The sequence below is a fragment of the Ruegeria sp. CDSC085 genome (assembly GCF_059610465.1).
The window spans coordinates 555,872-569,031 of sequence record NZ_JBXWNR010000001.1; the positions used below are offsets into that span (position 1 = coordinate 555,872).

The 13,160-nt window shown below is 58.2% G+C and carries 15 protein-coding genes and 1 tRNA gene; 4 read left to right on the plus strand and 12 right to left on the minus strand.

Annotated elements, in window-relative coordinates; genetic code table 11:
• Window positions 1–16: 16 nt before the first annotated feature.
• The 3 genes from AC2FJB_RS02790 to rlmB form a co-directional block, all read right to left on the minus strand.
• Window positions 17–475 carry a YHS domain-containing (seleno)protein gene (locus AC2FJB_RS02790; RefSeq protein WP_170343686.1) on the minus strand — a complete coding sequence of 153 codons (459 nt, stop codon included), beginning with the start codon at window positions 473–475 and terminating at the stop codon, window positions 17–19.
• Window positions 476–572: 97 nt separating this feature from the next.
• Window positions 573–854: a hypothetical protein gene (locus tag AC2FJB_RS02795; RefSeq protein ID WP_257600867.1), complete on the minus strand. Its 282-nt coding sequence runs from the start codon at window positions 852–854 to the stop codon at window positions 573–575.
• 17 nt (window positions 855–871) lie between these two features.
• Entirely contained in the window at window positions 872–1,642 is a 771-nt protein-coding gene (rlmB, locus tag AC2FJB_RS02800) for a 23S rRNA (guanosine(2251)-2'-O)-methyltransferase RlmB (protein WP_170343685.1), read from the minus strand.
• 116 nt (window positions 1,643–1,758) lie between these two features.
• Here rlmB and AC2FJB_RS02805 point away from each other — a divergent pair.
• A tRNA-Tyr gene (locus AC2FJB_RS02805) sits at window positions 1,759–1,842 on the plus strand.
• Between the two features lie 480 nt (window positions 1,843–2,322).
• Here the strand turns inward: AC2FJB_RS02805 and AC2FJB_RS02810 are convergent.
• From AC2FJB_RS02810 to AC2FJB_RS02835, 6 genes are all read right to left on the minus strand, one after another.
• The gene (locus AC2FJB_RS02810) at window positions 2,323–2,484 is read right to left on the minus strand and encodes a hypothetical protein (protein ID WP_496719099.1); all 162 of its coding nucleotides are present in this window, start codon (window positions 2,482–2,484) and stop codon (window positions 2,323–2,325) included.
• A gap of 262 nt (window positions 2,485–2,746) precedes the next feature.
• Entirely contained in the window at window positions 2,747–3,268 is a 522-nt protein-coding gene (locus tag AC2FJB_RS02815) for a DUF2478 domain-containing protein (RefSeq protein ID WP_496719100.1), read from the minus strand.
• Between the two features lie 70 nt (window positions 3,269–3,338).
• Entirely contained in the window at window positions 3,339–4,004 is a 666-nt protein-coding gene (locus AC2FJB_RS02820) for an NnrU family protein (protein WP_496719101.1), read from the minus strand.
• Window positions 4,005–4,108: 104 nt separating this feature from the next.
• Window positions 4,109–6,175 carry an ABC transporter permease gene (locus AC2FJB_RS02825; RefSeq protein WP_496719102.1) on the minus strand — a complete coding sequence of 689 codons (2,067 nt, stop codon included), beginning with the start codon at window positions 6,173–6,175 and terminating at the stop codon, window positions 4,109–4,111.
• Window positions 6,172–7,221 carry a quaternary amine ABC transporter ATP-binding protein gene (locus tag AC2FJB_RS02830; RefSeq protein WP_299641725.1) on the minus strand — a complete coding sequence of 350 codons (1,050 nt, stop codon included), beginning with the start codon at window positions 7,219–7,221 and terminating at the stop codon, window positions 6,172–6,174. The genes AC2FJB_RS02825 and AC2FJB_RS02830 overlap by 4 nt, the downstream gene beginning before the upstream one ends.
• A 10-nt stretch (window positions 7,222–7,231) precedes the next feature.
• Window positions 7,232–8,182 carry an ABC transporter substrate-binding protein gene (locus AC2FJB_RS02835; RefSeq protein ID WP_496719103.1) on the minus strand — a complete coding sequence of 317 codons (951 nt, stop codon included), beginning with the start codon at window positions 8,180–8,182 and terminating at the stop codon, window positions 7,232–7,234.
• A gap of 435 nt (window positions 8,183–8,617) precedes the next feature.
• On the opposite strand from AC2FJB_RS02835, the gene AC2FJB_RS02840 reads away from it, so the two are divergent.
• Together AC2FJB_RS02840 and AC2FJB_RS02845 are read left to right on the plus strand one after the other, a co-directional pair.
• Window positions 8,618–9,280 carry a DNA-3-methyladenine glycosylase I gene (locus AC2FJB_RS02840; RefSeq protein WP_117868294.1) on the plus strand — a complete coding sequence of 221 codons (663 nt, stop codon included), beginning with the start codon at window positions 8,618–8,620 and terminating at the stop codon, window positions 9,278–9,280.
• A gap of 42 nt (window positions 9,281–9,322) precedes the next feature.
• The gene (locus tag AC2FJB_RS02845) at window positions 9,323–10,015 is read left to right on the plus strand and encodes a hypothetical protein (protein WP_117868293.1); all 693 of its coding nucleotides are present in this window, start codon (window positions 9,323–9,325) and stop codon (window positions 10,013–10,015) included.
• On the opposite strand, the gene AC2FJB_RS02850 is transcribed toward AC2FJB_RS02845, so the two are convergent.
• On the minus strand, window positions 10,012–10,419 hold the full coding sequence (locus AC2FJB_RS02850) for a c-type cytochrome (RefSeq protein ID WP_496719104.1): 408 nt from the start codon (window positions 10,417–10,419) through the stop codon (window positions 10,012–10,014). The two genes, AC2FJB_RS02845 and AC2FJB_RS02850, sit on opposite strands and share 4 nt — an antisense overlap.
• A gap of 97 nt (window positions 10,420–10,516) precedes the next feature.
• Here AC2FJB_RS02850 and AC2FJB_RS02855 point away from each other — a divergent pair, with 97 nt between their 5' ends.
• Window positions 10,517–10,954 carry a DMT family transporter gene (locus tag AC2FJB_RS02855; RefSeq protein WP_117868292.1) on the plus strand — a complete coding sequence of 146 codons (438 nt, stop codon included), beginning with the start codon at window positions 10,517–10,519 and terminating at the stop codon, window positions 10,952–10,954.
• Here AC2FJB_RS02855 and AC2FJB_RS02860 read toward each other — a convergent pair.
• Both AC2FJB_RS02860 and AC2FJB_RS02865 read right to left on the minus strand, forming a co-directional pair.
• Complete coding sequence (locus tag AC2FJB_RS02860) at window positions 10,938–11,624, minus strand: ABC transporter ATP-binding protein (protein WP_496719105.1); 687 nt, start codon at window positions 11,622–11,624, stop codon at window positions 10,938–10,940. The genes AC2FJB_RS02855 and AC2FJB_RS02860 overlap by 17 nt on opposite strands.
• A complete protein-coding gene (locus AC2FJB_RS02865; RefSeq protein WP_496719106.1) occupies window positions 11,617–12,912 on the minus strand; it encodes a lipoprotein-releasing ABC transporter permease subunit in 1,296 nt (431 codons plus the stop codon). Before AC2FJB_RS02865 ends, AC2FJB_RS02860 begins: the two co-directional genes overlap by 8 nt.
• Window positions 12,913–13,160: the final 248 nt, after the last annotated feature.

The following is a 13,160-nucleotide window of genomic DNA, read 5'->3' on the forward strand; positions in this document are numbered from 1 at the left end:
ATTACCTGATTCCCGCTCATTCCTGATAGAGGAGTGCCGGCCAGTTTTGTTCAGCCATCTCAATGTATTCTGCCTGATCCCGCTGCCAGACTTCTTCGATTTCGATCGAGTGCGTCAGGTACAGACGACCATCCACAACTTTCCAGGCCTTGGGGTCTGCACTCTTCAGAACGCCCATCGCCATCGCATATGAACAATACCCACCGAACTGCGGCGCGAAAGCACGGGGGTTGCTTTCGAAAAGTTCGCGGTTCTCCTGCGAGGTGAAATGCCACCGCGCTCCTTTCCACATCACGGAATTCTCGGGCATGCCCATGATGGGCGAAGAACTGTCGAAAAAGGACACGGCATCATACCCGGCCAACGCCACCCCTTCGGTGGTGTAGTACACGGGCCTTTCCTGCGCATACGTGGCAGGTGCCAGAAAAAAAGCGCACAGCGCGCCAAGTGTGGAACGTCGGGTCAGCATTGTCATGTCAGAATCTGAATTCACTGGGGTATGAAGATGCAATTTTTTGCTGCATGCGGAACCCCTGTTGACGTGGATGTGAACGATCTTCACCCAAATTCGTTCAATCAAAGATATCTTCGATCACATCCAAGGCTTCATCGAATACGCGCGAGAACATGCTCTTTTTCTTCTTTTTTCGCTTGGCCTTCCGCGGAGGGGTGTGAGAAACCGCAGATCGTACCGTTTTGGAAGGCGCGGCCTTCCGCTTGGGCAGCATCTTCAGATCATGCAGAGGTGCGCCACAACTGGAACAGCTCAGCTCGTGCCGCTCCTTGCCCCTCAGGACCAACGCTGCCCGGGTCCCGCAATAGCAGCAGGTCGCGATTTTTGATGGACCGGGAATAGCGCTCTCCTTTTTTGTCAGGGCCGGGATGCATATAGGGCGATTGCCGCCGCATTTGAGACATTCAGCGATCCGAATCCCCCGGCTGCGTCAATTTTCACCAATTGATCTACGGTTTCCTTCGTCTTTTGGCGCAATCCCGGGCCTTCCGCCCCAAGAACAAGTGCGACGGGGCGGTCCCGACCGTCGCTCAGCGCGCCTTCGATCGTCACGTCTGCTTCTCCGTCCAGCCCAAGGACCAGAAATCCCATATTCTGTAGTTCAACAATTGTGTCGGCAAGGTTGCGCATCCGCAGGTAAGGTTGACGCTCCAGCGCGCCGCTGGCGGTTTTTGCCAGTGCCCCGGTCTCGGGCGCGGAATGGTGGCGCGTGCCAATCACGGCACTGGCACCCAGAACCTCGGCCGAGCGCAGAATCGCGCCGACATTGTGCGGGTCCGTGACGCGGTCCAGAAGAATGACGCGCGGGTTTTCCCGACCGATGCAGTTTTCGGCCAGACCGCCCCAGTCCAGTGGTTTCACCTCCAGCGCGGCCCCCTGGTGCACCGAGCCTGCATCAATGGGCGCCGTAAACTTGCGCGGATCAGCCATCTCGGGCTCGATACCAGAGAATTCAATCGCTTCCGCCAGTTTATCCCGCGCATTGCGCGTTACGATCAGGCGCAGTTTCTGCCGATTTGGGTTCATCAAGGCGTCGCGAACCGCATGCAGACCGAACAGCCAAACGGTTTCAGCAGCCGCGGCCTTGCGCGCCTGTTCCTTCTCAACGACCCATTTGGGTTTCTTCATTTTTCAGGCCTCCGGGCCAAGAGTTCGGTTTCCTGCGCCAAAGCGAAATTTTCCTGTTGACGCTTCTTTGGTGCGCTAGTAATCACGCCTCCACGTCAGGTGCAACGCCTGACAGTGGGCGACAGGCCGCAAGGTGTGGCAGGGGACTGTAACTCCCTCGCGGAGACGCACGCCTGGTTCGATTCCAGGGTCGCCCACCATCTTTCCAGCAGGTTTCAAAGATGGTCAGATTGCATTGCCCGCGCGTGCTTACGTGCATGCTTATGCGCAAAGACGGCTGCAAAGACTCGTAAAAGTTGCGAAACCGGGCGTGGCCCGCTAGTCTGAACACGTTTTTGCGAGGGACTTGTTATGAGACTGCTTTTGGCGGCGCTTGCCGTTTGTGTCGCGGGCGCAGCGAATGCGCTGACTATTACATTTGACAACAACTTTCCGAATGATCCGATCACAGCATCCGGCACTAGGCAAGGAATAAGCCAAGGTTTCACGTTCAATTACGCAGACGTTTACACCTTCGGAAACTATATAAATTTCCACGATGATAGTGGCGTACTGTCTACCACAATAAAGCCCGTGATCGGTGGCAAGTTCACACTTCAGACGGTTGATCTGCAAGGCTGGTCCAGAGCATTCACAACAGGTTCCGGTCCAGCTCCCGCTTTCGGAACCGCTGCATACAATCAATGGTTATCCGCAGGGCCTTCGACCTTTCCGACGTTGACCTTTTCTGGGTTGCTGAATGGGTCAGTTGTGGCCAGCCAGACATTCGGTCCGATGGCTTTGACCACACTGTCATTTTCAAGCGCTTTCACGGCAATTGACGCTTTGCTGGTGACATACAACAGCCCGTCTCCACTAAGGAGCCAATTAATCACCACTCCAAACACGGCTTGGTGTATCGACTACTGCGGGGAAATGTGGGTAGACAACCTTGTCGTTGCACCGGTCCCCTTGCCCGCAAGCGGGCTGCTTTTGATCGGGGCCGTTCTGGGCCTGTTCGGGTACCGCAGGCTTAAGACAACCTAGTTGCACCCAACATAAAAAAAGGCGGCGCTGATTGTTGATCAGCGCCGTTTTTTGTCTCTCAAACAAATTTGGAAGGTTCTACTCCGCCGCCGGGCGCAGTCCCGAGACCTTGTTGAACCACGCCTCGATTGCATCCAGATCCGCCGGGAGGGCTTCCGCGGAACCATCCGCGAAGGTCTGGAATTTCTCTTCGTTCAAACCGTTCACGCCGACCAGAACCGGGATATCCATCGCCAGCGCTTCGCCGATCACGGGGCGGAACCCTCGACCGTCGGATTCGTGCTTGCCAAATTTGTTGATGATCAGTAGCTGAGGCGCGCCCTCCAGCGAGGCGGTCACATATCCCACCGCCTGTTCCAGCGCTGCCGGGTCCAGACGGCAGCCGCGCGACTGGGTGCCCAGCGACTGCGAAATGCGGATGGTTTCACCGTCAGGCAGCACCCGCACATCCATATCGCATTTGCTGCTGTCGGCGCATTCCGTGTTTGTTTGCACAACACCGGCCAGTTTTGCTCCTGACGCCAGCAGACGTTCCGCGACGGCGCTCAGAAGGCGGTCCGTCGCGCCGCGATCGGTGGTGGTGACATAGGCCAGATGCATCTTGGACCTCTTGTAATTCGTTTGTGACGTTTCAAATAGCACGCAAGGCACCGCCCGGCCACTCCCTCGTTTACGGAAGCGGGGACAGACCAATCACAGGAGCGTGCAGGTGAAGCAGAACCGCATAGACGGCAAACGCGGCCAGCCACACCCCGGGACGAGGCCAGGGACGTGGTGCGCACAGTGAGAACCGCGCCGTGTTGCGGGACAAGCGGACCCATTCAAAGCCCATCTCATGCGACTTGCGCCGGTCGACAAGGGCCATGCCCATGACCGCGAAACCTGCAAACAGACCGAACAGAATCACATGTGACAGGCTGCCATTGGCCAGCAGATGTGCCACCGCCCACAGCATCAGCGCGGCAAGGATCGGGTGTCGGGTGGTGCGCAGGATACCGGGCTGCTCTGGATCGAAGGGCCGATTGCCCAGCCCTCCGAAAGAGAACGGGTTCTGAATAATCAGCCCTGCAACAGCCAGCCAGCAGACCACAGGCATGATCAGAACCGGCGCCCAACGCAGCAGCGCGAATGGCGGGATAACCTCGACATAAGGGGCGTTTGCAGCGGCCATGATCAACCACGCCAGGACGGCCAACGACAGAACCGAATAGGCTGTGAAATACCCCCGGCGTCCGAGTGTATCGATCAGCCATCCACGCACGGCGGGCCGAACGGGAATCGCGTGGCTGAGAAGGAATGAAATGAGCGCTGCAAGGAATAGGGCCCAACCGGTCATGGAGATCTCCGCGTTATTGGGATCGGTCTAGATCAGGATGGCGGTGGTATCCTTGTCCGAAATCAAGTCAGGCATAGGGGCGGGTTCACCGCCCCCGTGCTGTGTTACAACCCAAGCGCCGCACGGCGTTCTTCGGCAAACCCCTGCACGATCCGGTCGGCAATCAGCGCCAGAATTGCCATCGCGGCCCCGGCCGAAATGCCAAGCCCCACATCTGCCTGACCCAGCGCCAGATAGATCGACTGGCCCAGACCCGTGGTGCCGATCAGTGCGGCGATCACCAGCATCGCAAAGGCATAGAGGATGGTTTGGTTCAGTCCCAGCAGGATGGTCGGCGCGGCATAGGGCGCGCGGACGTCGCGCATGATCTGCCACTCGGTCGCACCGCTTGAAATCGCGGCCTCCATCATCTCGTCCGGCGTGTTGACCAGCCCGTGCCGCGTGTAGCGGATCATCGGGACGATCGCATAGGCACAGATCGCCAGAAAGGCCGAGAACTCACCGATCTGGAACACCATAAGAACCGGGATCAGGAACACGAACAGCGGGATTGTCTGCAACATGTCGCAGATCGGACGAACCACTTTCCAGACCGGCTCCCAGACCGCACTGGCAAGACCGATCAGCCCGCCGGCGACCGCACAGGAAAACACTGCCGCACCGCTGAGGTAGAGCGATAGCAGCGCTCTCTCCCACAGACCCGAAACGAGGATGGTGCAAAGCAGCCCCACACACAGCGCCGCCAGGCGCCAGCCCCCCGCCACCCAGCCCAGAGCAGCGGCACCGGTCAGGACAAAGGGCCACGGCAGGTTTGCAATACCGGTTTCCAGCATGCCGATCAGGATCAGGACGATCAGACCTCCTGTCAGCCGACCACGCCAAGCCATCAACAGCGCGATCCCCGCACCTGCGGCGAACAGGCCAAAGCTCATGCCCGGCGTCCACTGGAAGCCCCAGGTAAAGGGCAGAACGGCCTGATCCAGACCGATCCGCAAAGGCAGCAGCACATAGAACAGTGAATTGTTCTTGAGCGCATCCAACCACGGGCCATTGGCTTGAGTGAACGCAGTCAGGCCACCGTCCACGGCCTCGGCCATCGGGTCCAGCAAGGTCAGTTCGGATGGGTTCGGCAGCCATGCCGCGAAGGCGGCAGTGAAAAGCACGGCAAACCCGAGAATTGTCCAGACAACGCGACCGTCATAACGTTTGCGCTCGGTCGCCAAGGTGCCGCTCATTCTGTCGATCACCACGGCAAAGACCACAATGACCAAACCCGCCATCAGAGATTCCCCGAACTGCGCCTTGCGCATGGTCAACAAGACCTCCCAGCCGATGTCGTTGAACCCACCGATGACGGCGGCGATGATCACCATCGACAGCGCCGCCATCAGGCACTGGTTCACGCCCACCATGATCTGCGTCGCAGCCGCCGGGATTTCCACCTGGAACAACTGCTGGAACCGGGTGCCGCCCGACATTATGGCGGCCTCTTTAATCTCGGGCTCGACACGCTCCAACCCCAGCATCACGTTGCGCGCCATGGGCGGCGCGGCGTAGATGGCCGAGGCGATCAGGCCAACAACAGGACCAAAGCCAAAGAGCAACAACAGAGGCGTGAGATATGCGAAGGTCGGCACGGTCTGCATCACATCCAGAACAGCCTGCACGAAGGATTTGACCCGCGGCACCTCATTGGCGAGGATGCCGATGCCACCACCCAATATCAACGCCACCGGAACGGATACTGCGACCAAGGCCAGCGTGTTCATGCTCTCAGCCCAGTAGCCTGACGCCAACACAAAGCTGAGGCCCAGAAAGCCGAGAGCGGCCATGGGCAAGCCGCCCAGGTACCAGCCCAACGCGGTCACGATTCCGATCAGGATGGGCCACGGTGTGTTGCCAAGCACGTAATTCGCCCAGTTCATCGGATAGGTCATCATATCCGAGAACAACCGCATCGCTGGTTTGATCAGGTTCAGAAACCAGTCCAGAAACGCGCCCACCCATTGGGTTGCGGGCAACTCCCACGCGGCGGGCCATTTGACCAGCCATGGGGCGATGCCCTCCAGAGCAAGGCAGACCGCACCGACGATAACCGTGATCAGGGCGGCCTTCGCACCCGCCGTCAACTGCGCGCTGCGTTGCGTCGGAAAGTCAGTCACGGCGGTCATGTTTCATCCACCTGAAGTGCGGCAGCCAGATCAGACGGGTGCACCGTCCCAACGACATTGCCATCGGCATCACGCACCGGCACGGGTTCATAAAGTTCCATGCAATGGGCCAGGGCTGCGTCCAGTGTCATCGACGTGGTCAGGCCGGGATCATCCGGGCCACATTCTGCCTCGCTCCGCATGACCGAGGCGACCTTGGCATGCTGCCCCTTGGCGACATCCTTGGAGAATTCGCGCACATAGTCATCAACAGGTCGCAGGACGATATCCGTAGGCGTGCCGATCTGTACGATCTTGCCGTCCCGCATGATGGCGATGCGGTCAGCAAGCTTCAGTGCTTCCTGAATATCGTGAGTGATGAAGACGATCGACTTCTTCAGGGTCGCCTGTATGCGCAGGAATTCGTCCTGCAACTGGCGACGGATCAGCGGATCAAGCGCAGAAAACGGCTCGTCCAGAAACCAGATGTCAGGGTTCACGGCCAAAGATCGCGCAATCCCCACACGCTGACGCTGACCACCTGACAGTTGCCGGGGGAAGCTGTCTTCGCGCCCTTCCAGTCCGACCAGCGAGATCACTTCCTGCGCACGATCCAGCCGTTCCTTCTTGCCAACGCCCTGAACGCGCAGAGGATATGCGACGTTTTCAGCAACGGTCATGTGTGGGAACAGGCCGAAATGCTGGAACACCATGCCCAGCTTTTTACGGCGCAGATCGGTCAGGGCCTTTTTTGAGGCACCGATGACGTTTTCGCCATCTACCCGGATCTCACCGCCCGTGCCGGGTAACAGTTGCGAGATACAGCGGATCAGCGTGGATTTACCCGAGCCCGACAGGCCCATGATGACGAACAACTCGCCTTCCTTGACCTCGAAATTGGCGTCCTGAACGGCTGGGATAAACCCTCGTTCGCGCAGGTCGGTGGCGGCTTTTTCGGCGTCGTTCCCTGACCGAGACAGCGCGTCGGTCAGGGCTTTGTCAGCGCCGGGGCCAAAGACCTGCCAGAGATTCCGGCAGGCGATGGCTGGCATAGTCGCGTCAGTCACTTACGTGCGCTCACTGGGTTGCTGCGTCTACGACCGGACGCCACTTGCCTTCGTTCTCTGCCATCCAGGCGGCGACGACTTCTTCGACCTTTCCGCCGTCAACGTCGATCGCGCCCATCATCGGTTGCTGGTCTTCGACCGCCAGTTGATAATTGGTCAGAATTTCATAGGCGGCCGGCCATTTCTCTTCCATACCGCTCCAGCCAGCTTTGAAAATGCGTGAGGGCGAAAAGTCGCAATCGTTCACCGCGTTCGGGTTCGGACCCCACGCCGGATCGTTAAAGCACGCTTCTTCACCTGCGGGCAGTTCAACGAACTGTACGTCATAGGCAGACATCGCCCAGTGCGGCTGCCAGAATGTGATCAGCAGTGGCGACTTGCGCTCGGTCGAAGCACGAAGTTCGGCGATCAAGGCGCCTTCGGACCCGGCGGGGACAGCCTTGAACGGCAGTTCCAGGCCGACCATACGATCCGCGCCAGGTGTGCCCCAATCGGCCGGATAGTCGACCAGACGGCCACCGGGCAGAGATTCCGCAGTGGCAAAGACTTGCGCGCAGTCTTTCAGCGCTTCCCACGCGGGCAGTCCCGGGCACAGATCGGCGACATGCGCCGGGTATGCGATACCTTCTTTGGCATCCAGGCCAAGATCGCCGATTTCGACAACCGTGCCTTCCTCGATCTTCTTGGCATATTCATCCGACACATTGGACGACCAGATTTCCAGCGTCGCGTCGATGTCTCCATCGGCCAGCGCCTGGAACTGGTTCATCATACCAGCGGTCACATATTCCACGTTATAGCCAGCTGCCTTGAGCATCTCACCCGCCACATGCGTGGTCACGTGCTGACCAGTCCATTCGTTGATCGCCAGTTTGATCGGCTCGTCCACGGCACCCATATCCGCCGCGTGCGCTGCACTGGCAACGGTTAGGGCCATAAGGCTTACACTTAGTTTTTTCATGGATTTTCTCCCTGTCTTATTTGTTTTGCCCACCCCGGCGAGGTTTTTCCCGCCGGTATCTTTGTCTGATGACAATACCATGTCGCAACATGCACAAATTCAGTCGGAAAAGGAAAGTGATCAGTTTGTAACGGCGCAGTTTTCTTCCCGCCAAACCGTTGATGTTTCCCCGCAGACGCCGCAAAGGCCCCTGCCCGACCCGTCATTATCCCTAGCCCCGGATCCCTAGCCCCGGGCGCGGAATGTTGACTGACGAGTCAATCACAAACCGTTTTAAGCCCGTTTGTCGAGGATTTCTTTGACGGTAACAAATCTTTTTTCTTGTTGAGCCTGAGTTTTGAGCCCTGACAGGTGAGTTTCAAACACTCAAAATTCCCATTGCAAAAGGAAGGCAAAACAAAACACTCTTTACATGACAGCTTTGAGGTTGGGTCTATGCGTTCATTTAAAGAGATCTATGATATTGCCGCCTCTCGCCACGGTGGGGCCGAAGCCTTTGAAGCACAGCTGAACAAGCCCAAAAGCCACGAAGAACTGGCGGCAATGCCCGAGGACCGGTGGCTATCGATCATCACGAAATGCGTCTTTCAGGCCGGTTTCAACTGGAAGGTCATCGAAAACAAATGGGATGGGTTCGAAGCCGCCTTTGACGGTTTCGATGTGGGTCGGTGCGCGTTCATGGATGATGAAAAGTTTGATGCCTTACTGCAAGACACACGCATTGTCCGCAATGGAACCAAGATCGCAGCAGTGCGGGACAACGCGGCGTTCCTTTTGGAACTGCGCGAAGAAGGCGGCGCGGGCAAGGTTCTGGGCGGCTGGCCCTCTGATGACTATATCAACCTTCTTGCCATGCTGGCCAAACGCGGGTCTCGTCTTGGCGGAGCTTCGGCGCAGTATGCGATGCGTTTCGCAGGGCGCGACAGTTTCATTCTGTCTCGGGACGTCACCGCCCGTCTGATCGCCGAAGGCGTGATCGACAAGCCCGCCACGTCGAATAAAGCCATGGCGGCGGTGCAATGGGCCTTTAATTCATGGATGGATCAATCCAGCCGGTCTTTGACGGAAATCAGCCGGGTTTTGGCCATGAGCCTGTGAAAACGGTTTGCGGATCGCAAGCAGCGGACTAGGATTCACCTCATGGTTCTGCGCGTATTCCTGTGTGCTCTTTTGTTGCTGCCCTCCTGCGGTCGTCAATTGACAAAGCAAGAGCGTGATTTTGCGGATGCCATTCAGGGCGAAACCCTTAATCTTGACAGCGTGCGATTGGTCCAAGGTGCGCCGGTTGCCAATGTGACGTATTTCCGCGAGGAGCGCCCACGTCTGGCCTGCCGCGAGCGTATCCTTCCTCCGGTGGAACCCGGGCCGGTGACAGGCAGGCCAGCAGCCGTGGCCCTGTTCAACAAGGTTTACTTTGCGCGCGACTGGTATCTGGAAGACTACATGTCTGATTTTCCGGATCAGATGAACCTGGTGGCCGCAATGTTACTGGCCCATGAACTGACGCATGTCTGGCAGTGGCAAAACCGCCGGACCACCGGTTACCACCCGCTGCGTGCTGCGGCGGAACATGGTGGGCGCAGCGATCCGTATCTTTTCGACCTCGAAACGTCGCCGGACTTCCTGTCCTACGGGTTTGAACAGCAGGGCGCCATTGTCGAGGAATACGTTTGCTGCCGTGCGCTGGACCCTCAGGCCACCCGAACCAAACGGCTGCACGCGATGCTGAGCGCGCATTTTGATCTGTCACCGCTTCCGCAAAAAGGGCGTGAGCGCGCAATCTTACTTCCCTGGAGCGAGGCCGAGATCGACGGAATTTGCAGCGGAACCTAGTTCTGCTGCAGTGTTTCAAGATAGGCCACCAGATCCACGATGGGCTGGCTCGTCAGAATAGGCTGACCTTGCGGCGTTTTCATGGATGTGTCCTGCCCGTCAAAATAAGGGCCATAAACCGGCATCGGGCTACCATGACTGACCAATGGGTCCCGACCATCAATGCGGGCGACAACGCTGGCAGTCGGGAACACGCCTTCTTCGTTGGACAAAGTGGTCAGATCGCTCGGTTGAACCACCAACACGGCTGCCATCGGACCCTGCCCCATTGCATCGATCCCATGGCAGGTCGCGCAATGGTGCAGATAAAGTTCTTCTCCGGTCTTAGCGTCTTGTGCCCAAACGGCCTGCGAGGCAGCAGCCGAAACCCCAAGAACCAGTACTCCGATTGTTGCCTTGAACATCGTATCCTCCTGCCAAGATTGACATTTGCAGGGTTGCCCGATGGGCGTCTTGGCGCAATGATCCAGATCAACGAAAATGCTGCAGAGGGTTCGGGCAATGACACAATACGCCGCCATCATGCTGGCCGCCGGATTTGGAATTCCGATCCTGGCCGCGCTTAACGCGGCGCTGGGCAAAGTCATCGGGTCGCCAACGACGGCTGCTGTTGTGCTGTTTGCCATTGCCTTCATCGCCTCGGCGTTGATCATGGCGCTGTTTCCCGGATTTGCGGCCTTGTCCAAGGTTGCCCAGGCGCCGAAACACCTGTTGCTTGCAGGTGTCCTGATTGCTTTCTATGTCCTGTCGATCACCCACGTCGCACCACATTTTGGCGTGGGCAACGCTGTATTCTTTGTGCTGCTCGGGCAATTGATCAGCGCCGCGGCCATCGACCATTTCGGCCTGTTCGGCGCACAGGTCGAGCCGCTTACTTTCATGCGGATGGGCGGGATCGCTGTCATGGCCATTGGCGTTGCGATCACTCAACTGGCCTGAGGACCCCGCTCTCAAGCCGAACCATCCGGTCCATGCGCGCCGCCAGGTCAAGGTTGTGGGTAGCTATCAACGCCGACAACCCTTCGTCCCGTACCAGCTTCATCAATGTATCAAAGACCTGATCCGAGGTTTCGGGGTCCAGATTGCCCGTCGGTTCATCCGCAAACAAAATACGGGGCGCATTGGCCAATGCCCGGCAAAACGCCACCCGTTGTTGCTCCCCACCAGAGAGCGCCGCGGGGCGGTGGCTGGCGCGTGCGGCTACGCCGACACGGTCCAGCAGGTCCAGCGCTCGGGCCTGTGCGGCCTTGTCCGACACACCATTGGCCAGTTGCGGCAGAGTGATGTTTTCCAATGCTGTGAATTCCGGCAGCAAGTGGTGGAATTGATATACGAACCCGACATCCTGCCGACGCAGTGCGGTTCTGATCCGGTCGCCTTTGCCCGACACATTCCGCCCGCCGATTTCGACGGTTCCTTCGTCGGGCATGTCCAGCAGGCCAGCGATATGCAGAAGCGTTGATTTACCTGCCCCTGAGGGCGCAACCATCGCTACGGCCTCACCCGCGCGCAGATCCAGATCAACTCCGCGCAAGACCTGCACTTCGCCCGGTTTGCCTTTCAGATAGGTCTTGGTCAGACCCTTCAGACGCAATGTGACATCATTCATAGCGCAACGCCTCGACCGGGTTCAGCCGCGCCGCTCGACGGGCAGGAAAATAGGTGACGACAAAGGACAGGCCAAGCGACAGACCGATGGCCTTGAGCACATCGTTCATGTGCAGCTCGGCAGGTAAAGCATAGATGCCCCGGATCGACGGATCCCAGACGCCGCCGCCCATCACGTAATTCACGAACGAAAAGATCGGATCGATATAGATCGCGAAGAGGCACCCAAGGATGACCCCCAAAGCCGTTCCTATCAGACCGGTAAAAGCGCCGCAGATGAAAAAGACACGCAGAATCGATCCTTCGCTTAGGCCGATGGTGCGCAGGATGCCGATATCGCGGCCCTTGTTCTTGACTAGCATGATCAGGCCCGAGACGATATTCATCGCGGCGATCAGAACGAGGATCGAGAGGATGATGAACATTACGTTATCCTCGACTTCCAATGCCCGCAGGAACCCACCGGATGCATCCTGCCAGGTCCAGATCTGGCTGCGCTCGCCCGATGCCTCGAGGATGGAAATCAGAATCGGCCCCAGTTCTTCGGGCTTTTCCACCATCACTTCGATCTCATCCGCCACACCTTCGCGATTGAAAAAGCCCTGCGCCTGCGAAAACGGCATGTAGACACGCGTGCGGTCAATGTCATAGCGCCCGGCCGAGAACACATAGACAACGCGGTAGGCATTCACGCGGGGCGAAGTACCGAAGGCGGTTTTTACCCCGTTGGGCGAGGTCAATTTGACGACGTCCCCCACGGTGGCGCCTATGCTGCGCGCCACGCCTGACCCAATTGCAATGACATCCTCACCCGTCTGGAATTCTGACAAGTCCCCCACAGCCTGCTCTGCCTGGGCAATACCCGGCAGATCGAGTAGATCATCGGGGCGGATGCCAAACACTTCAACGCCGCTGCTGCGGTCGCGGTTGGTGATCAGCACCTGCCCCTTCACCAAAGGAGCTGCGCGTTGAACACCGGGCACTTGTGCGATACGGGCGGCGCGTTCCTCATAGTCGGCGATTGTGCGATCCACCCGCCCTTGGGCATCGATCTCGCCTGACGAATAGACCGTCACATGCGCGTTGGCGCCCAGAATGGTGCCAACAAATTCCGAACGGAATCCGGACCGGACCGCCAGTGTCGCGATCAGGGCAAACACAGCCAGTGTGATCCCGATCAGGGAAATCCAGGTCATCACACTGACGCCGCCTTCGGCCCTGCGGGCCCGCAGATAACGCCAGGCTATTTTCCATTCAAAAGAGGCAAAGGGCGGGGGGGTCTTGGCCATACCTGCTCCGGGTGTTCTTGTTCGCGGGGACAGTTTCGGCATTTCACCCGATGGTCAAGCCGGTTGTCCCTCTGACCCGACTCCTCAGCCTGAATGAGCCGAATCAACTCGGTGTGCAACTGGAACGATTGAGCCAAACGGATGACTTCGGAAGTTGGCGTTACACCATGAGTTGTGAAGCGCATCACAGACAAACCGATATTGTTTCATGTATGAAGTTAATCATCGCGCTTTGTGAGCTCCTGAAT